This window comes from Acidimicrobiales bacterium, assembly GCA_041394265.1.
GTDB lineage: Bacteria > Actinomycetota > Acidimicrobiia > Acidimicrobiales > SZUA-35 > JBBQUN01.
On sequence record JAWKIO010000006.1, the window covers coordinates 113,335 to 137,386 of the forward strand.

Consider the following 24,052-nt stretch of genomic DNA (forward strand, 5'->3'; position numbering starts at 1 on the left):
ATTCAGTGGTGGTTGAGACCGGCGAGGTCTCGCAACACGTTGGCGAGGGCTTCGCCGTCGCCTTCGGAGGCGATGGCGAGGATGGTGTCGTCGCCGGCGACGGTACCGATCATGCGAGGCAGTCCCGACCGGTCGAGGGCGTTGCCGACCACGTGGGCCGATCCGGGCGGGGTGCGGAGAACGACCAGGTCACCCGATCGCTCCACGTTGACCAACCACTCCCCGAGGACTCGACGCAGGTGGTCGCTCGGGGCGAGTTGTTCGGTCGGGAGTTCGGGGATCGCATAGACGGTCGCCCCGCCGGGGACTCGCACCTTGATGGCGCCGAGGTCTTCGAGATCACGAGAAACGGTGGCCTGCGTGGCGGTGATGTCTTCGTTGGCGAGGAGATCGACCAGTTGGCTCTGACTGGCAACCGCGTGGTCGGCCAGCAATTGTGTGACGACGTGCTGGCGCTGGGCCTTTCCGACGCTCATGGCCTGAGCGAGCCTTCGCGTTCGAGCCAGGCGAGGACGCCACGGATCGAGTTGAGTCGGTTGGCGGCCTGAGGCCAGATGCGGCTCTGCGGTCCCTCCATCACGCTCGACGCCACCTCCTCGCCCCGGTGGGCAGGGAGGCAGTGCATGAAGATGGCGTCGGGGGAGGCGCTCATGAGTGCATCGTCGACCATGAAGCCCTCGAAATGACGCAACCGCTCATCTCGTTCGGCCTCCTGCCCCATCGACACCCACGTGTCGGTGTAGACGACATCGGACCCAGGAACGGCGTCGGCTGGCCGATCGAAGTATTCGACCGGCACGCCCGCCGCCGCCAGACGATCGACGTCGACGGCAGCGAACTGGTGGCCGGGAGGGGCGGCGATGCGGGTGGTGCCGCCGGCAAACCCGACGGCCAGCGCCAGCGAGCGAGCGACGTTGTTGGCGTCGCCCACGTACGTGACGACCTTGCCCTCGACCGTTCCGAGCTCGGCTTGGATCGTGAGCACATCGGCAATCGCCTGCAGCGGATGGGCCTGATCGCTGAGGAGGTTGACGATCGGGGCGACGTCGAGCGCCGCCATCCGCTCGAGTACTCCGTGATCGAACACCCGAGCACAGATCACCGAGTGGTACTGCGACAGCGTGCGAGCGACGTCTTCGGCCGACTCCCGCTTGTCGATCCCGACCTCGGCGTCGGTGATGTAGATCGGGTGACCACCGAGCTGTACGACGGCCATCTCGGTCGAGTTGCGGGTGCGGGCGGACGGCTTCTCGAATACGCACGCCACACCGCGACCTCGGTAGGTGGGCTCGACCTCGGCCGCCGGCAGTTGCCCGAGCGCGCAGATGGCGGCGAACTCGTCGCGAGAGAGGTCGTCGACCTCGAGGAAGTGACGCATCAGTCCGCCACCTCGTCGATGACCGAGCTCAGGATGGCAACGGCTTCGGCGATGTTCTCGCTGGTGATGATGAGCGGCGGGGCGAGGCGTAGCGCGGTCGGCGAGATGCCGTTCACGACCAGCCCGGCGTCGAGGCACTTGGCGGCCACGGTCTGGGCGTTGACGCCGGTGAGTTCGGCGGCGATCAGCAGACCGAGACCCCGGACCTCGCTCACGTTCGGCAGTTCGAGCAGCTTGGCCGTGAGTTCGGCACCGGCCTCGGTGGCGAGCCGGGGAGCGTCGATGGCGATCATGGTGTCGAGCACGGCGCGGGCGGCTGCGGTGGCGAGCGGTTGGCCGCCGTAGGTCGTGGCGTGATCACCGCCCTGCATCACCGACGACACGCTGCGATGGGCCCAGGTGGCCCCGATCGGCACACCGTTGCCGAGCGCCTTGGCCATCGACACCACGTCGGGCAGGACGCCAAAGTGTTGGAAGCCGAACCACTTGCCCGTTCGGGCGAGTCCGGTCTGGACCTCGTCGACCATCATGAGGATGCCACGATCGGTGCAGAGTTGGCGGACACCCTGGAAGTACTCCTGGGTTGCCGGGTTCACGCCGCCCTCACCCTGGACGGGCTCGAGGAGCACGGCAGCGACCGTGTCGTCGAGCTGACGTTCGAGGTCGTCGAGGTCGTTCCACACGGCGTGGCGGAAGCCCTCGGGCAGCGGCTGGAAGGTCTCCCACTTCGCCGGTTGGCCGGTTGCATGCAGGGTGGCGAGCGTGCGACCGTGGAAGCTCTGGAACGCGGAGACCACCACATGGCGGCCGTGTCCTCCGAACTTGCGCGCGATCTTGATGGCGGCCTCGTTGGCCTCGGCGCCGGAGTTGCAGAAGAAGACCTGGCCGGTCTGCTCGTCGACACCGCTGATGAGCCGGTCGAGCTGCATCGCAACCGCTGCGTTGTGTTCGGTGGCGAAGAGGTTCGACACGTGCAGGAGCCGCTGGGCCTGCGAGGCGAGCGCCTCGGCCACCACGGGGTGGGCGTGACCGAGACTGGTGACGGCCAAGCCTGACAAGAAATCGAGGTAGCGCTTGTCGTTGCGGTCGAACAGTTCCACGCCCTGGCCGCGGATGAACTGGACCGGCGGCGGTCCGTAGGTGGGCATGATCGGGCAGAACGACAGTCCTTCGGGATTGCCGACGGCTTCGACGTGGCTCATGAGGTGGGGCCTTTCGTGGCGGGAGCGGGCGATGGTGGGTCGAGGGTGATCTTGGTGCCGATGCCGGCATCAGTGAAGAGCTCGAGGAGCATCACATGGGGGCGGCGGCCGTCGAGCATGTGGGCGCTGCGGGCGCCCATGCGGACGGCGTCGATGCAGGCGTCGACCTTGGGGACCATGCCGCCGGAGATCACGCCGTCGTCGATCAGCTGCACGAGTTCGGCGACGGTGGCCTGGGTGACGATCGAGCTGGGATCGTCGACGTCGAGCAGCAGACCCGGCACGTCGGTCAGGTAGATGACCTTCTCGGCACTCAGCGCGCCGGCGATGGCGCCGGCGACGGTGTCGGCGTTGATGTTGTAGGCCTGGCCCCGGTCGTCGGACCCGATGGTCGAGATAACCGGGATGAGGTCTTCGGCCAGCAGCCGCTCGAGGATGCCCGGGTTCACCGACACGATGTCACCGACGAACCCGAGCTCGGGGTCGCGGGCGACGGCCTTGATGAGCCCGCCGTCTTCGCCGGACATGCCAACGGCATACGCGCCGTGGATGTTGATTTCGCCGACGATGTCGCGGCCGACCTTGCCGACGAGCACCATGCGGGCGACGTCGAGGGTTTCGGCGTCGGTCACGCGCAGGCCGTTGCGGAACTCGGTTTCCTTGCCGAGACGGCCCAGCAACTCACCGATCTGGGGTCCGCCACCGTGGACGACGACGGGCTGGAGACCGACCGAACGCAGCAGCACGATGTCTTCGGCAAAGGTGCGCGACAGATCGGGATCGACCATCGCGTTGCCACCGAACTTGACGACGACGACGGCGCCCCGGAACTGCTGGATGTAAGGCAGTGCCTCGATGAGCGCCTGGGTGCGCAGCTCCGGTGAGTAGCCGCGTTCGGCGGCTGCGGGATCGACGCTGTCGGTCATGATCGGTACCCCGCGTTGATGTCGATGTAGCCGTGGGTCAGGTCGCAGGTCCAGATGGTTCCCGCTCCGCTGCCGACCCCGACGTCGACCGTGAGCGTGACCTCGTCGCCTTGAAGGTGCTCGGTGGCTCGCTCCTCTGAGTAGGACTCGAGCTTCTCCCCTGCTACGGCCACGTGCTCGTCGCCGATCCAGATGGCGAGAGCGTCGCGGTTCGCGGCCTCGCCCGACTTGCCGACGGCCATGACGAGTCGACCCCAGTTGGCATCAGATGCAGCGAGTGCCGTCTTCACCAGCGGCGAGTTGGCAATGGCGCGGGCGATCCGCTGAGCTGCGGCGTCGGACTCGGCGCCGGTGACGTTGACGGTGACGAACTTCGATGCCCCTTCGCCGTCTCGGACGATGAGGTGCGCCAAGCCGAGGTTGACGCGATGGAGGGCTTCGGCCAGCTCGTCGTAGCCCGGCGAGTCGGGCCCGGTGATGAGGTCGTTGCCGGCGGCACCGGTGGCAAAAACCAGCACGGTGTCACTGGTGGAGGTGTCGGAATCGACCGTGATGGCGTTGTAGCTGGTCGTGACGGACGGTGACAGCATCGATTGCAGTGCTTCGGCGGTAATGGCGGCGTCGGTGAAGACGAACGACAGCATCGTGGCCATCGCCGGTTCGATCATGCCCGACCCTTTGGCGATGCCCGCCACGTTCACGACCGCTCCCGACGGCAGCGTTGCCCGGGCACCTTCGGCCTTCGGGAACGTGTCGGTGGTGCGGATCGCGTGGGCGGCCGACTTGAGATTCTCGGCATCGGCTGCCGAAAGCCCACCCACCAGTTCGGGCACGGCGGCAACGATCGGGCCGACATCGAGCGGCTCACCGATGACGCCGGTGGAGGCCAGGAACACTTCGGACTCGGCGATCCCGAGGGCGGACGAAACGGCGGCGGCCGTGGCCCGGGTGGACGCATCGCCGTGCCGGCCGGTGAAGGCATTCGCATTCCCGGCATTGACCACGAGGGCGCGGGCGACGCCGTTGCCGAGGATCGACTTGCACCAGTCGACGGGCGCCGACGGGCACTTGGAAGTGGTGAAGGCACCGGCGACGGTGGTGCCTTCGTCGAAGGAGGCGAGCAGCACATCGGGCCGACCGTGATACCGGAGCCGCAGCTCGAGCGGACTCAGGCGGACGCCGGCGATGCTCGGGAGCACCGGGAACTCGGCGGGGGCAAGTGGTGAGACGTTCATGGGTACACCCCTACGATCGGCAAGCCGGCGGTTTCTTCGAGCCCGAGGGCCAGGTTGGCGTTCTGGACGGCCATGCCCGAGGCGCCCTTCATCAGGTTGTCGAGGGCGGCGATGGTCATCACCAGCCCGGTGCGCTGATCGACCCGTGCGGTGAGGTGCACGGTGTTGGAGCCGAGGGTCGACTTGGTGGACGGCGGGCGCTCGTCGACGACCATGAACGGCTCGTCGGCGTAGAACTCACGAAGCGCCGCCAGCGCCTCATCGGTCGTGGTCGGCTGTGTGGGTCGGCCGTAGCAGGTGGCGATGATGCCACGGTTCATCGGCGCAAGGTGCGGCGTGAACAGCACGGTGTTGTCGACTCCCGTGCGGTCGCGGAGTGCCTGCTCGATCTCCGGCGTGTGCCGGTGCGTGAGCAGGCCGTACGGAGTGACGTCTTCGTCGACCGTACAGAACGTGGTGTTCGGCTTCGGTGGGCGACCGGCGCCGCTCACGCCGGTGACGAGGTCGACGATCAGCCCCTGCCCCTCGACCAGACCGGCTTCGAGCATGGGGGCCAGGGCAAAGACGGCCGTGGCCGCGTTGCAGCCAGTGGCGGCGATCAGCTCAGCCCCACGGAGTTGTTCACGGAAGAGCTCGGGAAGTCCGTAGACGAAGTCGTCGAGCAGGGCGGGTGCCGTGTGCTCGGCGCCGTACCACTCGGGGTAGAGCGCCGGGTCGTGGAGCCGGAAGTCGGAGCCGAGGTCGACGATGTGACCGACCCGTCCTCGCACGCCGGGCACCACACCCATGCTCACCCCGTGGGGAAGCCCGCAGAAGACGAGATCGAGCCCATCGAGTCCCTCTTCGGAGAAGGTATCGAAGGTACGGTTGCCGTAGGCCGCCGCCAGGCTCGGGTAGAGATCGGCGATTCGGGAACCGGCCATCGAGTCGCCGGTGGCGACCTTGAGTTCGAGCTGAGGGTGTTGGGCGAGGAGCCGCAGGGTTTCGGCGCCGGTATAGCCGGAAGCACCGATGATGCCCACGGCATAGGTCGGGGTAGCGTGACTCACTGCGTGATCATACGTTGTCATGAGTATTCATGCAATGAGTTTTCTCGGCCTCACTCACCGGCGGGTGTCGGGCGTGGCCGACGGAGGAGGCACGCTCCGAGCGAGCAACTCGGATCGCCGGAGGCGCACCGGCGGAGCCGGTGAAAGCAATAGAGTGAACGCCCGATGAGCTTGCTGGTCGGGATCTGTGGAGGGAGTGGGTCGGGGAAGTCGACCCTGGCCGAACGGGTCCGCGCTGCCCTGGGCCACGACACCGCCTCGATCCTGTCGTTCGACACCTACTACCGCGACCAGCAGCATCTGTCGGTCGAGGAACGGGCGGCGCTCAATTTCGATCATCCGGACACCCTCGATGTCGAACTGTTCGTCGAGCACCTCGACCAGCTGGCTGCCGGTTCGCCGGTCGAGCTTCCGGTCTACGACTTCTCGACCCACACCCGGGTCCTCGGCCAGTCGCAGCACATGGCCCCGACCCCGGTGATCCTCGTCGAGGGGATCCTGCTCTTCGCGTTCGCCGAGATCGCCGAGCGCCTGGCGCTACGGGTCTACCGAGCGTGCCCCGAGCACATCCGCTATTCCCGCCGGCTCGAGCGCGACATCACCGAGCGAGGGCGAACCCCCGACTCGGTGGCTGCCCAGTTCGCCGCGACCGTCGCCCCGATGCACGACCATTTCGTGCTCCCGAGCATGGAGCGAGCCCACGTGGTCTACGAGCACGGCGCGATGGAACTCGACGAGATCTGTGCCGAGGTGCTGCTCGAGATCGAGCGCCACCGACAGGAGCGTCTTCCGGCCTCACCCGCCCGCGATGGAACCACGATCGATCTCACCGCCGATCCGGTTCCGAACAGTGCAGCCCTCGGCAACGCCAGCTCGACGAACCCGGTCGGGAGCGAACCGAGCGCCTGAGCGCGCCGATCAGGCCAGACGACCGGCGGCTCGGGCCGCCTCCTCGGCTGCGGTCAGCTGACCGGCGACGATCCCGAGGCCGGCATCCCAGAAGCCGGGGTCGGTGAGGTCGCAATCGACGATGGCGCCGAGGTCTTCGGGTGACCGCGACCCACCGGCTTTGAGCAGCTCGAGATACGCCGGCACGAACGCATCGCCCCGCTCCTGGTAGCGAGCGTACACCGACAGGGCGAGCAGCTGGCCGTAGGCGTAGGCGTACACGTAGCCCGGGGTGCCGATGAAGTGCGGGATGTAGGACCACCAGTTCCGGTAGCCGTCGGTCAGCTCGACCGCCTCGCCCATCATGGCGGTCTGGGTGGCATACCAGTGGTCGCCAAATCGTTCGACCGACAGCTCGCCGTATTCGCGCCGGTCGGTGTGGCAGGCGTTCTCGAAGCGATTCATCGCCACCTGACGGAACACGGTGGCGATCGAGTCCTCGAGGGTCGAGGCGAGGAAGGCGAACCGCTCCCCCGGGTCGTCGAGCATGCCGAGCAGTCGATTGCTGGTGACAGTTTCGCCGAACACCGAGGCGGTCTCGGCCAGGGTGAGTGGGGTCATGTGATGGAAGATGCCCTGTTCACGTGACAAATAGGCGTGCAGCCCATGGCCGAGCTCGTGGGCGAGCGTGGCGACGTCTCGGCTCTTGCCCGCCCAGTTGAGCAGCACGTAGGGGTGGTGCTCGGGCACCGTGTAGGCGCAGAAGGCGCCCGGTCGCTTGCCCGGCCGGATCGGAGCGTCGATCCACTGCTCGTCGATGAACTTGCCGACGATGCCGGCCAGTTCGGGCGAGAAGGACGCGTAGGCGTCGCGAACGATCGAGGTTGCCTCTGACCAGCCGATCTGCTTCTCGGAGGTGGCGACCGACGCACCACGGTCATAGTCGGCGAGGTGGTCGAGCCCGAGGATGTCGGCCTTCAGCCGGTACCACCGCTGCGGGATGTCGTATCGCCCGACCACGGCATCGATCAGCGCCTGGACCGATTCGTCGGACGCCTCGTTGCCGAGGTTGCGAGCGGAGATCCAGGTGTCGAACGAGCGGAGCCGATCGTCGATCGAGCGATCAGCGAGAAGGGTGTTGTAGACGTAGGCCCGAGTGCGCAGCCCCGGTTCGAGCGCCATCGAGACCGCGGCGGCAGCGGTCGAGCGGACGGAACGGTCGGGGCTCGACAGCATCGACAAGCCCTGCTCGAGGCCGACCGGCTGCTCCTGATCGGGAAGCCGGACCTCGATGGCCGAGGTCAGCTCGTCGAAGAGCCGAACCCACGCGCTCTGGCCGGTCACCGACTTCTCGGCCAGGATCGTCTCCTCGGCCTCGGAGAGCAGGTGCTCGCGGTTGGCCCGAAGGGTTTCGAGGTGGTGCCGGGCGAACGCCAGCTCATCGTTGGCGAGCATGGCGTCGGCGTATTCGTCGGAGACCGCGGCCCATTCGAGATCGGCGAACATGGTCTTGGTGGCGATGGCGGTGCTCTGTTCCTGGACCCGCTGCAGCGCAGCGCCCCGAGCCGGGTCGGCGGTGTTCTCACTGAAGGCCAGCATCACATAGTGCCCGGCCCGGCTGAGCAGCGAACCCAGCTCGGCCTGCTGCTGCTGCAACGTCACGAAGTCGGCGAGTTCGAGCTCGCCCACCCGACCCCGGTACTCGGTGATCTCGTCGGCGACGGCGTCGGCCCTCGCGATGATGTCGTCGACGGAGTCGTCGTCGAGCAGGGTCTCGATGTTCCAGGCCACATCGGCCGCAGTGAGGTCGCGAGTGGCGGGGTCAAGCGTGTCGGTCGAATCGGTCTCGGTGCTCATCATCAGATGATGCCAGCCGATGGATCAGTATGCGCAGTCATCTCCCTCGACGTACGACGGCCCTGCTCGGCCTCGCACTCGCCGCCACCGGTGCCTTCGGCGCGCCGACCGTGGCCGGGGCACAAGACGACACCACGGGCTCGACGATCGTCGCCCAGACCCTGCCGGAGCTGGCGCCCGGTGAGTCGCCCGATGGCGCCGAGCTGGAATCAGGCCCGGTGCTCACCCTGCCGCCGCCCTCGACGACCACGACCGACGTGGTCCCCGCCGGGCCGGTGGTCTTCGACCCGACCCCGTCGTCGTCGCTCGACGACAACCTCAAGACGGTGATGTTCCTGCTGATCCTGACCGCGGTCCCTTCCCTGACAGTGGGTACCGCCCTCTGGCTTCACCGCGACCGAGCCACTTCTCCTCGACGCTGACGCGACCCGCACCCCTCCCATCTACCCCCTCCCCCTCCACCTTCCGCAACTTTGGAGAATTGATGCCGCTGAGCGGTCTCAACTCTCCAAAGTTGCGGAGGTTTTGCGAGGTTTGGAGGGTCTTGGCGGGGGTCAGCTTCGGAGTTCGGCCTTGTGACGCTTAGCGACTGCGGCGATGAGCTGATCACGCAGGCCGGTGAGATCGGCGTCGGTCAGCGTGCGATCGTCGGCCTGGAACCGGAGTCGATAGGCGAGCGAGCGGCGGTCGGCACCGAGCGACTCGCTGCGGAACACGTCGAACACCTCGACCGATCGCAACAGCGCGCCGCCGGTCTTGTAGAGCGTGCCGGCCACCGTCGACGCTGCGATGTCGTCGGTGACGACAAAGGCGAGGTCGAGCTCGCTGGCCGGATAGACCGACACCGGCGTCGCCTTCGGCACGGTCTCCATGGCGGCGAACACCGGGTCGAGGTCGAAACCGACCCAGGCCACGCGGCCCTCGACGTCGAATGCCTCGAGCACGCCCGGATCGATCTCGCCGACGGCGCCGATCGTGCGACCTCGCAGGACGATCTCGGCGGTTCGGTACGGGTGCAGACCAGCGAGGACCGGCTTGGCTGCGATCGACGCCGGGCCGTCGGCGTTGTCGAGGCGAATGTTCGCCAGGCCGAGTACACCGGCGATCTGCTGGAACACCCGGACCGCGTCGCCAGCGTCGGCTCCCGCCCATACCAGGCCGAGCCGTTCCGGCTCGATCGGCAGCGGCGCCGCCACCGGATCGTCGAGCGTCTTGGGATTGCGGAGATACACGCGACCGAGTTCGAACAGCCGCACTCCGTCGTTGCTTCGCGCCTGGTTGGAGGCAACGGCCTTGACCAGGCCCGGAAGCAGCGACGTCCGCAGGATCGACTCCTCGTGGACGAGCGGGTTGGTCAGCCCGATGGCCTCGTCGCTGATGCCGGCGGCGGCCTGATCGGCCGGTGATAGGAACGGCATCGGCATGGCTTCGTCGAAGCCGATACCGGCGACCGCGTGGCGAACACGTCGGCGAGCGGTCTGGCGATGGGTGAGGCCGCCCGATTGGGCGGGCCGCGGCACCAACGTGCCCACCTTGTCGTAGCCGTAGTGCCGACCGACCTCTTCGACGATGTCGGTCTCCATGGTCGAGTCAGGGCGCCAGCTGGGGATCGTGACGGTCAACGCATCGGGGCCGTCGGCGGTGTTGGCGAAGCCGATCGGCGTCAAGAAGTTGGCGATCTCGTCGGTGGTGAGCGACGAGCCGAGGAGCTGATTGACCCGGGCAGTCCGCAGGGTCACCACTGGCGCCGGCAGCTCACGACCGTCGGCGATAATCGCCCCAGACGCAACGGTGGCACCGCACAGTTCGATGGCGAGTTCACAGAACCGATCGAGGGCCCGCTCGACCGCCGCGTGGTCGACGCCTCGTTCGTAGCGAGTCGAGGCCTCCGAACGCAGGTTCAACCGACGTGAGGTCTTGGCGATCATCATGCGGTCCCAAATGGCCGCCTCGAGTAGCACCCGGGAGGTGGAGGGACCGATTTCGGTGGCCTCACCCCCCATCACGCCAGCCAGGCCGATCGGCTCGTCGGCGGCGTTGGCGATCACCCCGTCGGCTGGGGTGAGGGAGCGCAGCTTGCCGTCGAGCGTGACCAGGGTTTCTCCCTCAGACGCTCGGCGGACCCGGAGTGCGCCATCGGGCACGGTGTCGAGGTCGTACGTGTGGTTCGGCTGCCCGAGTTCGAGCATCACGTAGTTGGAGATGTCGACGATCGAGTTGATCGGACGCATGCCGGCGGCGGTGAGTCGGGCGGCCATCCACTCGGGCGAGGACCCCATGGTGACGTTCTCGAGCACGCGGATGCCGAAGCGGGGGCACAGCTCACCATCGAGGATCTCCACCGATGCGAGGTCGGCGGTGTTGGCCGAGGATTCGGCAACGACCGGGCTCGGCTCGGTGAACGGCACGCCGAGCTTGGCGGCCAGGTCACGTGCCACGCCGATCACCGACAGTGCATCAGGACGATTGCCCTCGACATCGATGTCGAACAGCACGTCGGATTCGAGTGCCAGTGCCTCGGTGATCGGCTGACCGAGCGTCAGCGACGGGTCGAGCACCATGATGCCGTCGGCATCAGCGGCCAGTTCGAGCTCGGCCGGCGAGCACAGCATCCCGTTCGACATCTGACCCCGCAGCTTGCGCTGGGCGATCTCCATGCCGCCGGGCATGGTGGTGCCGATTGTCGCCAGCGGCACCAGGTCGCCCACCGCCATGTTGAAGGCGCCGCAGCAGATCTGCAGCGGCGTGCCGTCGCCGGTGTCGACCTGCACCACCTGGATGCGGTCGGCCTCGGGGTGTGGGGCGAGTTCGAGCACCTTGGCCACGATGATCCCATCGAGGTCGGCACCCACGGTCGAGACCTCTTCGACCACGAGACCCAGATCGGTGAGTGTCTCGGCCAGCTCGGCCGGGTCGCCCTCGATCGGGGCGAACTGTTGCATCCAGGAGAGGAGAACCTTCATGAGTGGGACTTTCCGAACGTGAGAGGGTGGGCGGGCGTCAGAACTGCTGGAGGAAGCGCACGTCGTTGCTGAACATGTCGCGAAGATCGGTGACGCCGAACTTCATGAGTGCCAGCCGATCGATGCCGAACCCGAAGGCGAAACCCGAGTACTCCTCGGGGTCGATCCCGCCGGCCCGCAGCACGTTCGGGTGGACCATGCCGCAGCCGCCCAGTTCGAGCCACGAGCCGTCGGGCATCTGGATGTCGAACTCTGCCGACGGCTCGGTGAAGGGGAAGTAGTTCGGTCGCAGGCGGGAATGGAAGCCCGGCCCGAAGTAGGCCGACGTGAACGACTCGATCGTTCCGGCGAGGTGCGCCAGCGAGATGTCGCGGTCGACGACCAGGCCCTCGATCTGGTGGAAGACCGGCATGTGCGTGGCGTCGGCGGTGTCGCGCCGGAAGACGCGCCCGGGGGCCACGACATAGATCGGCGGCTTCTGATCGAGCATCGTGCGGGCCTGCACGGGCGAGGTGTGCGTGCGCAACAGCGTCGAGCCCGGGGCGCCGTAGTCGACGTAGAGGGTGTCGAAGCCGTCGCGGGCGGGATGGCCGGGCGGGATGTTCAGCGCGTCGAAATTGTGCCAGTCGGTCTCGACCTCAGGCCCTTCGGCCACCCGGAATCCCATGCCGACGAAGACGTCTTCGAGGGCCTCCCAGGCCTGACTCACGATGTGCAGGTGCCCGACCGGCAGCGAACCGGTGACCTCGGTGAGGTCCATCCGCTCGTTGGCGAGTTGTTCCGCTCGCTCTGCCCGGGCCAGTTCGCCGCGCCGTGATTCGATGGCGGCTTCGAGGGCGGTGCGGGCGTCGTTGAGCGCTCGTCCGGCGTCGCGTCGGTCGTCGGCCGGCAGCGAGCCGAGCTGCTTCTTCGCCGCCATCAGCGGCCCGGTCTTGCCGAGCGTGTTCGCCTCGAGCTCGCGCAACTCCGCCGTGGACGACGCCGCAGCAGCGGCCGCCGTGACCTCGGCGATCAGGGAATCGAGATCTTGCAACATCATCGCACCTTGTCGTCTTTCACCAGCACTGTCCATCGAGTATCGGCGCTCTCACACCATCCGCCTTTGGCGGAATCACACCATCCGCCTTTGGCGGAATCACACCATCCGCCTTTGGCGGAATCACACCATCCGCCTTTGGCGGAATCACACCATCCGCCTTTGGCGGAGTGCCTCGAACGCCAGCAGGGCACCCGCCACACCCACGTTCAACGACTCGGTCGGGCCGTCGAAAGGGATCACCACCGACGTATCCGCTCGAGCGATGACGTCGGCCGGCAGACCATGGGCCTCGTTGCCGAGCAGAATGGCGGCTCGAGTGAGGTCGGTCTGCCACAAGTCGCGAGCCCCGTCGACCAGGGCCGCGGCGACGATCGGGCGTCTTTGGTCGGCCAGGCCGTCGATCACGGCCCCGATGTCGCGGTCTTCGACCACGATGGTGCGCAACCACGAACCAGCCGACGCCCGAACCACCTTGGGATTGGTGGGGTCGACGCACGTTCCGGCCAACACCACGCCGGCGCAGCCGGAGGCCTCTGCGGTGCGGATCAGGGTGCCGAGATTGCCGGGGTCACGGACGTCGACGAGCACGAGCACCGGCCGGTCGGTTGCCAGCAGCTCGATCGATGCCGACAATGTCTCGACCACGGCCACGATCGGTTGCGGCGTGACGGTGTCGAGCACCTTGTCGAGCACTCCGGCCTCGACGAACGTCACCGGGATCGACGCGTCGTCGGCCCGGGCCTGCGCCGACCGCTCGAGCGGCGATTCGGTGAAGACCTCGCGCACTCGGCCAATGATCCGATCATCCGAGAGCGCCTCGGCCACGAGCGTCGGCCCTTCGACCAGGGCAACCCCCTCGACGCGACGATCGCGCCGCTGCGTCGCAAGACGACGCAGGGCGCGAACGCGTGCGTTGTTGGGTCCGAGCACGAGATCTCGACGGCTCACGACGCGGACCGACGAGCGAACTGCTGCGTCAGGCAGCGTTGCTCGCCGCAGCCTCGCGGGCACTGCTGGCCACTTCGACCAGCGCCGAGAAGGCGGTGGGATCGGTGATGGCCAGGGCCGAGAGGTTCTTGCGGTCGACTTCGATACCGGCAGCCTTCAGCCCGGCGACGAACTTCGAGTACGAGGTGCCGTTCTGGCGGCAACCGGCGTTGATGCGCTGGATCCACAGGCGACGGAAGTCGCCCTTGCGGGCACGGCGGTCACGGTAGGCGTAGTTGCCCGAGTGCATGACCTGCTCGTTGGCGGCGCGGAAGGTACGGCTCTTGTTGCCGTAGTAGCCCTGGGCCCGCTCCAAAATGGTGCGGCGGCGCTTCTTCGAATGAACGGCGCGCTTGACTCTGGCCATCGGGGGAATCTCCTTGGTGAGGGTGTGCGGCAGGCCCTGGCCTGCGTCACGAGGTGTCGGACGAGGGGTGGGCGAGCTTCAGCTCGAGAGCAGCTCTTTGACCTGCTTCATGTTGGTGGCGTCGACCAGCTCCGGCCCGCCGAGGCGGCGCTTGACCCGGCTCGACATCTTGGAGTTGAAGTGGTTGAGGCCCGACTGACGGCGGCGGATCTTGCCCGAGCCGGTGACCTTGAAGCGCTTCTTCGCACCCTTGTGGGTCTTCATCTTGTTGTTCGACACGTGGGGGACTCCTCGTTCGTCATCGAATGGGTGGGGGCAATCGAAACCGGGCTCGTTGGAGCCCGGTCCGACGGTGGCCACGTTCGCCGAACGCAGATCCGTTCGGACGTGTGAGTGGTTCGGTGTGTTACTCGGTCGACTCGGTGTCGGCCGGAGTGGTGTCACCAGGGGTCTGGTCGGCATGGGCGCCCGAACCATTGCCGGCAGCTGCCTCGGCCCGGTTCGACTTGCTCTGTCGACTCTGCTGTTTCTTCTTGTCGGGAGCGAGCACCATGGTCATGTTGCGGCCATCGAGTCTCGGGTAGGCCTCGACCTTGCCGATCTCATCGACACGTTCCGCGATGTTGTCGAGGATCTTGCGCCCCAGTTCGGGGTGGGTCACCTCGCGGCCTCGGAACATGATGGTGATCTTGACCTTGTGACCTTCGTCGAGGAACTTCTCGACCTTCTTGGTCTTGGTCTCGAAATCGCCACCCGAGATCTTCGGCCGGTACTTCATCTCTTTGACCGTGATGTGGCTGGCCTTCTTGCGGGATTCCTTGGCCCGTTGTGCCGCTTCGTACTTGTATTTGCCGTAATCCATGATTCGGCAGACGGGCGGCCTCGCCTGATCGGCGACTTCGACGAGGTCGAGGTCGAGTTCACGGGCGAGATTCAGGGCTTCGGGTAGGGGCTTGATCCCCAGCTGATCACCGTTGGCGGCGATCACCCGGACTTCGCGAGCACGGATACGTTCGTTGATCCGTGGCTCCTGTGGCGCAGCTATTGCTGATCACTCCTCATGCAGGCGCAACTCCTCCTGGCGCTTGGGCGGACGGCATCATCAGCCGTGGACCAGAGATCACGAGGAAGGGATCCGCAGGGGCGGATCGACTGCCAACATGGACCCGGACTCACGATCTCGGGGCGTTGCCAGCGAACTGACATGCCTCGGGGGCGGCCGGGTGGGGACTGGCCCACTTCGATGGTTACCGATCCATCAGAGAGGAAGCTCTGACGGACTCTCCAAGACTAGCGGAGATCCCTCCGGATGCCTCCCCCTTCGATAACCTGCGGCTCATGAGCACCTCGACGCCCGATCCCGCCGCCTCCCCCGCCGACGATCTCACGCCCGAACAGCAGGAGCAGGCCCGGGCGATGGCCAAGGAACTGGCCGAGGCCCGAGCGCAGATCCTCGAGGCCGATCCCACCGCCATCATCGCCAACCACGCCTTCGGCATGTACGAGCTCGCCATGCTCCACATCACCAACGACGACCCCGACATGAAGGCGGCCCGGCTGGCGGTCGATGCCCTCGGGGCGCTGGTCGAGGGTTTGCGAGGTCGCCTCGACGAAGCGGAATCGCCGCTCAACGAAGCGCTGCATGGCGTCCGGCTCCTGTTCGTCGAGCGCACCACGGCCCTCAAGAAGGCGGCAGAAGCGGCCGAGACCGCGGGTGATGCAGACAGCGATGCAGGCGAAGCGAACGAGGACGACTGAGCCGGCGACCTAGCATGCGCTCGGTGCCGTGACCTCGAGTTCGACGTCACCACGCCAGGCGCTCACCACCTCGGGTGGCTCCTCACAGAACGCCCGCTCGACAGCGAGCAGCGCTCGCCCCTCGGTGGTCATCACCGCGAGGCGCCGACCCTCGACGTCGACCACGAAGTGGGTCATGTCGATCGGACCGGCGAGTTCGTAGATCGAACCGGTGTCGCTTCCCGACGCTCCGGCGTGCCCAACGCCCTGGACGCCGGCATCGCCGATCGCGCCACACGAAGCGCTCATTCCATTGGTCTCGGTGATCACCATGCAAAGCTGCAGCCCGGGCCCCATCTCGGGATCGCTGACTCGAACCTCGTACATCTGGACGGGACCATTCGGCGTTGCGATCGAGAGCACGGCTCGTTGCCCGACGAGGGTCGCCTTCGGACCCATCGGCGAGTCACGAAGTGGCGCTCCCGTCGGGGGCAGCATACGGATCACCCCGTCGATGTCGTCATGTTGCTCCAGATCGGCGGCAAGCTCGTCACCGGTCGCACCCAACGACAGCGCAGCCTCGTCGCTCCCCTCGCTCGCAGCGTCGGACGACCCGCCAGTACACGCAGCGACGAACAGCACGCACACCACCAACAAGCCACCGCGCCACCGAAACATCCGCGAATAGTAGTGGCAGTGACGCTTGCCCGTCCGGCGCGCCGTCGGTACGGTCGCTCGCCATGACCGAGACCCGAACCGACGCTGTCGCCGTCGAAGACGGCGCCGTGCCCATCTGGGTGGCCGAGCCGGCCGATGCGGCGAACCTTCCTGCGCTGGTGGTCGTGCCGTCGATCTTCGGACCGAACCCCGATCTCGTCGAACAAGCTCGATCCCTCGCCGACATCGCCACCACTGTCGTGATGGATCCGTTCTGGCGCCAGGGTGGTGGCGCCGTGCCCTACGGCGAACACGACGCCGCGATCGGCCGCCTGGCCGACTTCGACCGTTCCCGTTGCCGCAACGACGTCGCCGCCGTGGCGCAGTGGGCGGCGGCGCGTTCGAACGGTCGGGTGGTCGGTCTCGGTATCTGTTTCGGTGGACCGTGGGTGCTGACCGGAGCGGCGCACGGCCTGTTCGCCGCTGCTGCGACGTGGCACGGCAGCCGGATGGAAGGAATCCTCGATCGGCTCGATGGACTCGACGCCCCATTGCGCCTGCACTTCGGCGAACTCGACACGATCACGCCACCGGACGTGATCGCTGCGATCGACCAGCACTTCCGAGGCCACGAAGACTGTCGAATCGTGGTGCATCCCGGTGCCGCACATGGGTTCTCACACGAGGGTCCGGCGTGGGATCCCGCTGCAGCGGCGGCCGGCATGGCCGACGTCCGTTCGCTGCTGGAGCAGTTCGCGACGTCGACGGCCTGAACTGAATCAGTTCGGCAGGCTGATGGCGTCGGGGACGTCGAACGACTTCTGCAGCAGCCCGATCATCTTCTCGCTCGGGCCGGGACGCTGGAAGTAGAAGCCCTGGATGAACTCGACGCCGAGATCACGCAGGATGCTGACCTGGTCGGCGTACTCGACTCCCTCGGCCACGACCTCCATGCCCATCGACTCGGCGAGGGCGACGATGGCGGTGATGATCTTGCGGTCGACCGGATCGTTGGCAACATCGATCACGAACGCCCGGTCGATCTTCAGCGTCGCGACCATGTCGAGCCGCTTAAGCTGGCCAAGTGACGCCCGGCTGGTGCCGAAGTCGTCGATCGCGAGCTTGATGCCCATGGCGTCGAGCTTGCGCAGAATCGTGAGGCGACGGTCGAGCTTCTCGACGATCAGCTCCTCGGTGATCTCCAGCTCGAGCTGGTCCGGGCGGACACCGGTCTCGGCGAGCACACGGCGCACGGTGTCGATGAGTCCGGCGTCGATGAGCTGACGTTCGGCGACGTTGACCGACACACAGATCGGACGACCGACGGCCGCACTCCACAGCGCCACCTGACGGCACGCCTCACGGAGCACGTGCTCGCCGACATCGACGATCAGGCCAGACTCCGCAGCCACGCTGAGGAACTGCCCGGGTGGCACCATGCCGCGGGTCGGGTGCTGCCAGCGCACGAGCGCCTCGAGCCGATCGACCCGACCGGTCTCGACCTCGACGATCGGCTGGAAGTGCACCACCAGCTGGCCGGTGCGGATGGCCCGACGCAACTCCCGCTCGACCTCGAGCCGAGCGAGCGCTGCCGTGCGGAGCTCGTCGTCGAAGACCTCGTAGCGGTTGCCGCCGGACTCCTTGGCCCGGTACATGGCGAGATCGGCGTCGCGGAGCATGATCTCGGCCGACTCGGTCCCCTTGGCCACATAGGCGATGCCGATACTGGCGCTGACCATCTGCGACGACTCGTCGTCGAGGATCACCGGCTCACGCAGGGTGGCAATGACGCGCTCGGCCGACGCTTCGAGATCGCTGACGGCCTTGAGGCCGGTGGAGGCGATGACGAACTCGTCACCACCGAAACGGCCGACCACATCGGAGTCGCGCACGATGCCCTCGAGGCGACGGGCCACCACGGCGAGCACTTCGTCGCCGGCGGAATGACCGATCGAGTCGTTGATCACCTTCAGGCGGTCGAGGTCGAGGAAGAGGACACCGACCAGCTCATTCGGTGCCCGGTGTTCGAGCATGTGGTTGAGTTCCTGGGTGATGCCGGCTCGGTTGTAGAGGCCGGTGAGGAGGTCGTGACGGGCGTCGTACTCGCTTCGTTCGAGCCGCCCCAGTGTGATGGCGTGGTGGCGGGCCGAGGTGGAGAACAGACCACCAACAGCAGCCAGGACGAGGCCGGTGACCAGCGCTGCCCACGAGCTGCGGTGGTCGACGACGATGCCGGCCGTGTAGCCCTGGATGGCCCAGGTCGAGTCCTGGTCGGAGAACGTGGTGGGCTTGCCGAACGGCTCGCCGAGTTCACCGGCGGGCAGGGTCGACACCAGCGGCTGCCCATCGCGGGAGAGCTGCAGTGCGACCGGTCCGCTCTCACCGGTGGTGGCGGCGAGCAAGCGGTCGAGGAACAGCCGGGTGGCGAGCACCCCCTGGAAACTCTTGCCCTCACCGACCGGTGCGTAGAACGCCGTGGCCGGCCGGGTCGATAGATCAGCCGACGACGAGATGGCGTAGATCGAGTCGAAGATGGCGTTGGACTCATCAGCCGGGCGGACCCCGACATCGGCGCCGATCGCCAGCTCGTTGACGATCGAGCTGAGTCCTTCGACCGTCGAGAGGTCGCGGCCGATCACATCGCGGTGCGTGCCGTCCGGCTTCAACTTCGAGAGCACCAAGGTCGGTCGCTCTCCATCGACCCCGTATTGGCCGTACCCGTCGACGAACGCCTGGTTGCCGAGGCGTTCCTCCCGCTCACGGATATTGATCTCGTCGGCGGCCGAATCGATCGTCTCGAAGAACATCAGTTCCTCGACTGCGGCCGACGACAGGATCTGGACCGCAGCAGGGGAATCGAAGGCATTGACCGCAGCGGCAGGATCGTCACTCGCCTCGTCGGCGGCGGCCATCGTCCCGGCCAGCGTGGCAAGGTTGCTGCGGAGTTGCACGATCTCGACGTTGATTCGCGAGGTCTGGGCGAGCAGGGTGCCGCCATAGCTGACCTGGGCCTCTGAGTTCTCGATCGACCGGAGTCCCAGCCAGGCGAAGACCGACAGGGCGACGCCCAAAACCACGATGACACCGGCCAGTGGTGCTCGGGCCATCCAGCGGGCCGTCGCGCTCGTCGTCGGCCGCCCGTCCGGCTGCTCGGCGAGCACCGTGGCGATCGCGTTGTCGTTCGTACCCTCGGTCACTCTCCCTCTGTCGGCACCGACTGTCCGAAGTTGACCGAATCTGAACATGGAGGCAGCGCGGAGAGGCGAGACGTTGCACTGCGATTCGCCTCCTTCGTCGGCGAAACAACCAGGCTGGGCTTCTGGGTCGGTCCACGTCGAGGGCTCCTTCGTCGCCCTCTCTGCGCACCTCCTTACGTAGGTCCGATGGCCTGGACGTCGACCGCTTCCCACACGCCTGGTCCCACGGCGACGACCCGGAACGTGACGGCGGCGCCGTCGGCGATCTCGCGTGTGCCGTCGGCGATGTTGGTGCAATGGAACGGGTAGGAGGCACCGTCGGGATCGGCGACCGCCACCGTTCCGACACCGCGTGGCGACTCGAACGCCACGACCCGCCCCCGCTGCTGATCGAACACCAGCATCAGTGGGGTCGCCCACCGGCAAGGAGATCGACCGCGTGCGGAACGACATCGATGATCGCCTCGATGGTCTCGACCGTGCCCTTGGTCGAGCCGGGGGTGTTGACGATGAGCGCGGCGCCCCGGGTACCGGCGATGGCTCGACTGAGCCGACCGAGTCCATTCGGGTTGACCAGCCGCATCGCCTCGGCCAGCCCCGGCGCCTCCCGCTCGATCGCTTCCCGAGTTCCTTCCGGCGTGAGGTCACGAGGCCCGAAACCCGTGCCACCGGTGGTGACGATCAGCCCGTTGAAGCCGTCGGCTGCTGCCACCAGCGCGTCGCGCACCGACTCGACGCCGTCGGAGATCTGGCGGCGATCGACCACGGCCACACCATGGCGCTCCAGACATTCGGCAAGTGTCTCGCCGGACCGGTCCTCGCGGGTCCCGGCGATCACGCCGTCGGAGACCGTGATGACGATGGCCTGGACACCCGATGCCGTGGGCGACGTCGACGGGCCCTCGGATGGCTGCTGCTCGGTCATGGCCCGCGAGTGTAGGGCGCTAGTGTGCGAGCGTGAATGTTCCCCGCCGCCGAGCGCCCGCCCTCGACCTGACCGGACTCCATCCCGACACCGTGGCGGTCGCCGCCGGGAGGCCGCACCTGGCCGGACAACCGGTGAACACACCGATGGTGCCGGTGTCGAACTACGACAGCGGCAACGGCCCCGAATACGCACGGGGCGACGGCACCGACACCTGGCGGGCGCTCGAAGACGCCGTCGGTGCGCTGGAAGGCGGCAAGGCGCTCGCGTTTTCTTCGGGGATGGCGGCCATCTCGGCCCTCTTCGACTCGCTCGGACCCGGCGCCAAGATCGTGCTGCCCGACGACTGCTATCAGGGCACGGCCACCGTGGTGGCCGACGGTGCTGCGCGTCTCGGCTGGCGCGTCATCCGCCTCCCTACCGCCGAAACCGAACGCTGGGTGCAGGCGGCCGCCGGGGCCGACTTCATCTGGATGGAGACGCCCAGCAACCCCCTGCTCGAGATCGGCGACATCGCCACGGTGTGCGCCGCCGCCGAAGCGGCCGGCGCCCTGGTTGCGGTCGACAACACCGTGGCCACTCCCCTGCTCCAGCGGCCACTCGACCTCGGCGCCACCTTCAGCGTGCACAGCGCCACCAAGTTCATCGGCGGACACTCCGACCTGCTGGCGGGCATCGTGGTCTGCGCCGACCGTCAGCCGGGATGGGATGGCTTCGAGTCACTCACTCGACGCCGCACCTACGGAGGCGCCACGCCGGGCACGCTCGAGTCCTACCTCGCGCTTCGAGGCCTACGCACCCTCTCGCTCCGGCTGGAGCGGGCCCAAGCCAACGCGGTGGAACTGGCCGAGCGGCTGGACCAGCATCGGCTCGTCACCAAGGTGCGGTACCCGGGCTTGTTGTCCCATCCCGGTCACGACCTGGCGCGGGCCACCCTCGACGGTCCGGGCGCCCTCCTCAGCTTCGAACTCGTCGGCTCGGCCGTGTCGACCGACGTACGGCTGTCCAAGCTCCAGCTGATCCACCGGGCGACCAGCCTCGGCGCGGTCGAAACCTGCATTGAGCGTCGAGCCAAGTTGAGCGGTCAGGACCACCTCCCACCCACGCTGTGCCGATTGAGCGTGGGGATCGAGCATGTCGAGGATCTGTGGTCCGACCTCGTGCAGGCGATCGACGGCCTGGTCGACTGAGGCATGGCGACCGTCGAGCCGCTGGGGCTTCGACTCGTCACCGCCGAGTTCGCTGATCGCGTGCCCTCGCCGGCGCACGATTCGCTCACGCCCGAAGGCCGTCGACTCGCGCTCGAGGCCAACCCCGAGAGCTACCTCGCCGTCACTCGATCGCTCGAGGACCTCGACCCGTCCGTCGCCATGTCCAACGACGAACTCCTCGCCCTCGGCCGCAGGTCGCTCGACCGCCTCATCGCGCTCGGTGCCTTCGATGGCGGGCACGCTCCTCGGTTCTTCGCCTACCGGCTCGCAACCGACACCCATTGCCAGACCGGTCTGGTCGGTGGCGTGGCCACGGCCGACTTCGCCCAGGGTGTCGTGCGAGCCCACGAGCAGATCCATCACGCCCGATCCACACACCTCGCCCGCCATCTGGCGGTGGTGGGCGTCCAGTCGAGCCCCATCGCCGTCGCCCACCGACCGATTCCCGAGCTGCGGGCGTACCTCGATCAGGCCACCGAACAAAAGCCGGCGCACACGATCGCTTCCGAGCCCGGCTTCACCCAGACCATCTGGCCCATCGACGCAACAGCCTCGCCGGCCATCACCGACCTCCTCCGGCCGACGCCGCTCTACCTCATCGACGGCCATCACCGAGGTGCCGCCGCAGTCGAGTACCGACGTCTGGCCGGTCCGGGCAACGCCGACTCGACCCTGTGCGTGCTCTTCGCCGCCGACGAACTCGCCAACCATGCGTTCCACCGGGTGCTACCGCCGGCCATCGGAACGACGGCCACGGTCGAGGCAATGGCGGCGGCCGGTGCTCGCCCCATCGCCGACGCCGCCGACCCGCTCCAAGCCGACGAAGTGCGTATGTACGACGGCTCCGCGCGGCGCTGGCGGGCGATCCCGGCCCCGTCGGCGTCCGGTGTTGCGCCGGCGTTGGCCGACCTACCACCGACCCGATTGGCAGCCCGGTTCGACGAGGTGTTCGGAGCGTTCGCCAGCGACAACGTCGGCGGTCACCGATGGCGCGACGCGGTGCAGTACCGGCCCGGTGTGTTGCCGCTGCCGCAGCTGCTGGACGAGGCCGACGATCACGGCGGCGCACTCTTCCTGCTGCCATCGGTCGGCCTCGACGATCTCTTCGCCGTCGCCGATGCCGGGTTGGCCATGCCGCCGAAGTCGACCTACTTCGATCCGAAGGTTCGCTCGGGGGTCTTCCTCCGCCATCTGTGATCCGATCGCCACGCACCGAGCATCGTCGGGCAGACTCTCGGGGTGCGTCTGACCAAGCGAACCCTCGATGTCGAACTCTCCCCGATTGCTGCCGCGTACGCGTTCCTCGAACAGCGGTCGAGTGATCGGCGGCTGTTGGATCTGTCCCAGGCTGCGCCCGCCTATCCCACCGCCGATGTCATCGCGGAACACGTCGCCTCGATCGCTCGGTCGGCCGATGGCGGGCGATATGCCCCGTCGAAGGGGCTGCCCGAGCTCCGAGCGGCCGTGGTCGACGAACTGCGTGCCGGTCACACCACGACGGACGCGACCGCCGACCTCTCGATCGACCAGATCCAGATCACCGCCGGCTGCAACCAGGCGTTCTGCGTGATCGCTTCGGCCCTCTGCGAGCCCGGCGACGAGATGATCATCAGTGTCCCCTACTACTTCAACCACCGGATGTGGCTCGATCTCGCGGGCGTTCGGCCGGTGTTCCTCAAGACGGGCGATGACCTCGTTCCCGACCCGGAGCGCGCCGCCGAACTCATCACCGACCGGACGCGTGCCATCCTGCTCGTGAGTCCGGGCAACCCGACAGGCACCACCATCGAGCCCGCAATCCTCGACGCCTTCTTCGACCTGGCCGAAGCACGAGGCGTCGCCCTCATCCTCGACGAGACCTATCGCCACTTCCGCCCCACCGACGAACCGTCCCACACGCTCTATGCCCGACCGAACTGGGACGACACCCTGATCACGCTGCACTCCTTCTCGAAGGAGTTCGCCATTCCCGGTTACCGCGTGGGTGCCATCTGCGCCAAACAAGCGGTTGTCGACGAGGCGCTGAAGCTGCTCGATTGTGTGGCAATCTGCGCCCCTCGCATCGGGCAGGAAGCAGCACTCGCGGGACTGCAGCACGCCGGCGACTGGCGACGGGCGATGGCCGCCAGAACTCGCACCCGGCAGGCGGCCTTCACCGACGCCATGGCCACGGATCCCGGCGGCTTCGTCCTGGCGAATGCCGGGGCCTACTTCGGTTGGGTCCGCCATCCGCACGTCGGCGTCGGTGATCGCGAGATGGTGCGCAGGCTCGTGGTCGACCACGATGTGCTCGTGATTCCCGGCACGGCCTTCACTCCGACCGATGAGCGGTGGCTCCGCTTCAGCTTCGCCAACCTCGAGATCGATGACTTCGCCGAGCTGGCCAACCGGCTCACCGAGGCCGGTCTGCGCTGAACGTCCGCCCCGCCCCCCA

The 24,052-nt window shown here is 67.3% G+C and carries 24 protein-coding genes; 7 read left to right on the forward strand and 17 right to left on the reverse strand.

Annotated elements, in window-relative coordinates:
- Positions 1 to 2: 2 nt before the first annotated feature.
- Genes R2733_24845 through argC form a run of 6 tightly spaced genes read right to left on the reverse strand, consistent with a single transcriptional unit; the run spans position 3 to position 5,790 of the window.
- Complete coding sequence (locus tag R2733_24845; GenBank protein MEZ5379745.1) at positions 3 to 476, reverse strand: ArgR family transcriptional regulator; 474 nt, start codon at positions 474 to 476, stop codon at positions 3 to 5.
- Positions 473 to 1,378: an ornithine carbamoyltransferase gene (locus R2733_24850; GenBank protein MEZ5379746.1), complete on the reverse strand. Its 906-nt coding sequence runs from the start codon at positions 1,376 to 1,378 to the stop codon at positions 473 to 475. Before R2733_24850 ends, R2733_24845 begins: the two co-directional genes overlap by 4 nt.
- Positions 1,378 to 2,580: an acetylornithine/succinylornithine family transaminase gene (locus R2733_24855; protein ID MEZ5379747.1), complete on the reverse strand. Its 1,203-nt coding sequence runs from the start codon at positions 2,578 to 2,580 to the stop codon at positions 1,378 to 1,380. The genes R2733_24850 and R2733_24855 overlap by 1 nt, the downstream gene beginning before the upstream one ends.
- Positions 2,577 to 3,506, reverse strand: coding sequence for an acetylglutamate kinase (argB, locus tag R2733_24860; GenBank protein ID MEZ5379748.1), 930 nt, complete (start codon positions 3,504 to 3,506; stop codon positions 2,577 to 2,579). Before argB ends, R2733_24855 begins: the two co-directional genes overlap by 4 nt.
- Entirely contained in the window at positions 3,503 to 4,741 is a 1,239-nt protein-coding gene (gene argJ, locus R2733_24865) for a bifunctional glutamate N-acetyltransferase/amino-acid acetyltransferase ArgJ (protein MEZ5379749.1), read from the reverse strand. The genes argB and argJ overlap by 4 nt, the downstream gene beginning before the upstream one ends.
- The gene (argC, locus tag R2733_24870) at positions 4,738 to 5,790 is read right to left on the reverse strand and encodes an N-acetyl-gamma-glutamyl-phosphate reductase (GenBank protein ID MEZ5379750.1); all 1,053 of its coding nucleotides are present in this window, start codon (positions 5,788 to 5,790) and stop codon (positions 4,738 to 4,740) included. Before argC ends, argJ begins: the two co-directional genes overlap by 4 nt.
- A gap of 165 nt (positions 5,791 to 5,955) precedes the next feature.
- On the opposite strand from argC, the gene udk reads away from it, so the two are divergent.
- On the forward strand, positions 5,956 to 6,699 hold the full coding sequence (gene udk / locus R2733_24875) for a uridine kinase (protein MEZ5379751.1): 744 nt from the start codon (positions 5,956 to 5,958) through the stop codon (positions 6,697 to 6,699).
- A 9-nt stretch (positions 6,700 to 6,708) separates the two neighbouring features.
- Here udk and R2733_24880 read toward each other — a convergent pair whose 3' ends face one another.
- Positions 6,709 to 8,535 carry a M3 family oligoendopeptidase gene (locus R2733_24880; protein MEZ5379752.1) on the reverse strand — a complete coding sequence of 609 codons (1,827 nt, stop codon included), beginning with the start codon at positions 8,533 to 8,535 and terminating at the stop codon, positions 6,709 to 6,711.
- Between the two features lie 29 nt (positions 8,536 to 8,564).
- Between R2733_24880 and R2733_24885 the strand changes: the two genes are divergently transcribed.
- Complete coding sequence (locus R2733_24885; protein ID MEZ5379753.1) at positions 8,565 to 8,957, forward strand: hypothetical protein; 393 nt, start codon at positions 8,565 to 8,567, stop codon at positions 8,955 to 8,957.
- A gap of 132 nt (positions 8,958 to 9,089) precedes the next feature.
- On the opposite strand, the gene pheT is transcribed toward R2733_24885, so the two are convergent.
- The 6 genes from pheT to infC all read right to left on the reverse strand — a co-directional run bounded on the left by pheT (position 9,090) and on the right by infC (position 14,936).
- On the reverse strand, positions 9,090 to 11,498 hold the full coding sequence (pheT, locus tag R2733_24890; protein ID MEZ5379754.1) for a phenylalanine--tRNA ligase subunit beta: 2,409 nt from the start codon (positions 11,496 to 11,498) through the stop codon (positions 9,090 to 9,092).
- Between the two features lie 37 nt (positions 11,499 to 11,535).
- Positions 11,536 to 12,537: a phenylalanine--tRNA ligase subunit alpha gene (gene pheS / locus R2733_24895; protein ID MEZ5379755.1), complete on the reverse strand. Its 1,002-nt coding sequence runs from the start codon at positions 12,535 to 12,537 to the stop codon at positions 11,536 to 11,538.
- A gap of 144 nt (positions 12,538 to 12,681) precedes the next feature.
- Positions 12,682 to 13,485: an RNA methyltransferase gene (locus tag R2733_24900; GenBank protein ID MEZ5379756.1), complete on the reverse strand. Its 804-nt coding sequence runs from the start codon at positions 13,483 to 13,485 to the stop codon at positions 12,682 to 12,684.
- A gap of 28 nt (positions 13,486 to 13,513) precedes the next feature.
- On the reverse strand, positions 13,514 to 13,891 hold the full coding sequence (gene rplT / locus R2733_24905; GenBank protein ID MEZ5379757.1) for a 50S ribosomal protein L20: 378 nt from the start codon (positions 13,889 to 13,891) through the stop codon (positions 13,514 to 13,516).
- Between the two features lie 78 nt (positions 13,892 to 13,969).
- Positions 13,970 to 14,170 (reverse strand): 50S ribosomal protein L35, encoded by a 201-nt coding sequence (gene rpmI, locus R2733_24910; protein MEZ5379758.1) that lies wholly within the window; start codon positions 14,168 to 14,170, stop codon positions 13,970 to 13,972.
- A 127-nt stretch (positions 14,171 to 14,297) separates the two neighbouring features.
- On the reverse strand, positions 14,298 to 14,936 hold the full coding sequence (gene infC / locus R2733_24915; GenBank protein ID MEZ5379759.1) for a translation initiation factor IF-3: 639 nt from the start codon (positions 14,934 to 14,936) through the stop codon (positions 14,298 to 14,300).
- Between the two features lie 293 nt (positions 14,937 to 15,229).
- Here infC and R2733_24920 point away from each other — a divergent pair, with 293 nt between their 5' ends.
- A complete protein-coding gene (locus R2733_24920) occupies positions 15,230 to 15,649 on the forward strand; it encodes a hypothetical protein (protein MEZ5379760.1) in 420 nt (139 codons plus the stop codon).
- A 9-nt stretch (positions 15,650 to 15,658) separates the two neighbouring features.
- On the opposite strand, the gene R2733_24925 is transcribed toward R2733_24920, so the two are convergent.
- Positions 15,659 to 16,306: a hypothetical protein gene (locus R2733_24925; protein MEZ5379761.1), complete on the reverse strand. Its 648-nt coding sequence runs from the start codon at positions 16,304 to 16,306 to the stop codon at positions 15,659 to 15,661.
- A 62-nt stretch (positions 16,307 to 16,368) separates the two neighbouring features.
- Between R2733_24925 and R2733_24930 the strand changes: the two genes are divergently transcribed.
- Positions 16,369 to 17,058, forward strand: a complete 690-nt coding sequence (locus tag R2733_24930) for a dienelactone hydrolase family protein (GenBank protein MEZ5379762.1) — start codon at positions 16,369 to 16,371, stop codon at positions 17,056 to 17,058.
- Between the two features lie 6 nt (positions 17,059 to 17,064).
- Here the strand turns inward: R2733_24930 and R2733_24935 are convergent, their stop codons facing one another.
- The 3 genes from R2733_24935 to R2733_24945 all read right to left on the reverse strand — a co-directional run bounded on the left by R2733_24935 (position 17,065) and on the right by R2733_24945 (position 20,407).
- Entirely contained in the window at positions 17,065 to 19,482 is a 2,418-nt protein-coding gene (locus R2733_24935) for an EAL domain-containing protein (GenBank protein MEZ5379763.1), read from the reverse strand.
- A 173-nt stretch (positions 19,483 to 19,655) separates the two neighbouring features.
- Complete coding sequence (locus tag R2733_24940; protein MEZ5379764.1) at positions 19,656 to 19,880, reverse strand: hypothetical protein; 225 nt, start codon at positions 19,878 to 19,880, stop codon at positions 19,656 to 19,658.
- A gap of 5 nt (positions 19,881 to 19,885) precedes the next feature.
- The gene (locus R2733_24945) at positions 19,886 to 20,407 is read right to left on the reverse strand and encodes a MogA/MoaB family molybdenum cofactor biosynthesis protein (GenBank protein ID MEZ5379765.1); all 522 of its coding nucleotides are present in this window, start codon (positions 20,405 to 20,407) and stop codon (positions 19,886 to 19,888) included.
- Between the two features lie 32 nt (positions 20,408 to 20,439).
- On the opposite strand from R2733_24945, the gene R2733_24950 reads away from it, so the two are divergent.
- Genes R2733_24950 through R2733_24960 form a run of 3 tightly spaced genes read left to right on the forward strand, consistent with a single transcriptional unit; the run spans position 20,440 to position 24,033 of the window.
- Positions 20,440 to 21,597 carry a PLP-dependent transferase gene (locus tag R2733_24950; protein MEZ5379766.1) on the forward strand — a complete coding sequence of 386 codons (1,158 nt, stop codon included), beginning with the start codon at positions 20,440 to 20,442 and terminating at the stop codon, positions 21,595 to 21,597.
- Between the two features lie 3 nt (positions 21,598 to 21,600).
- Positions 21,601 to 22,815 (forward strand): DUF1015 family protein, encoded by a 1,215-nt coding sequence (locus R2733_24955; protein ID MEZ5379767.1) that lies wholly within the window; start codon positions 21,601 to 21,603, stop codon positions 22,813 to 22,815.
- A gap of 42 nt (positions 22,816 to 22,857) precedes the next feature.
- A complete protein-coding gene (locus R2733_24960) occupies positions 22,858 to 24,033 on the forward strand; it encodes an aminotransferase (protein MEZ5379768.1) in 1,176 nt (391 codons plus the stop codon).
- Positions 24,034 to 24,052: the final 19 nt, after the last annotated feature.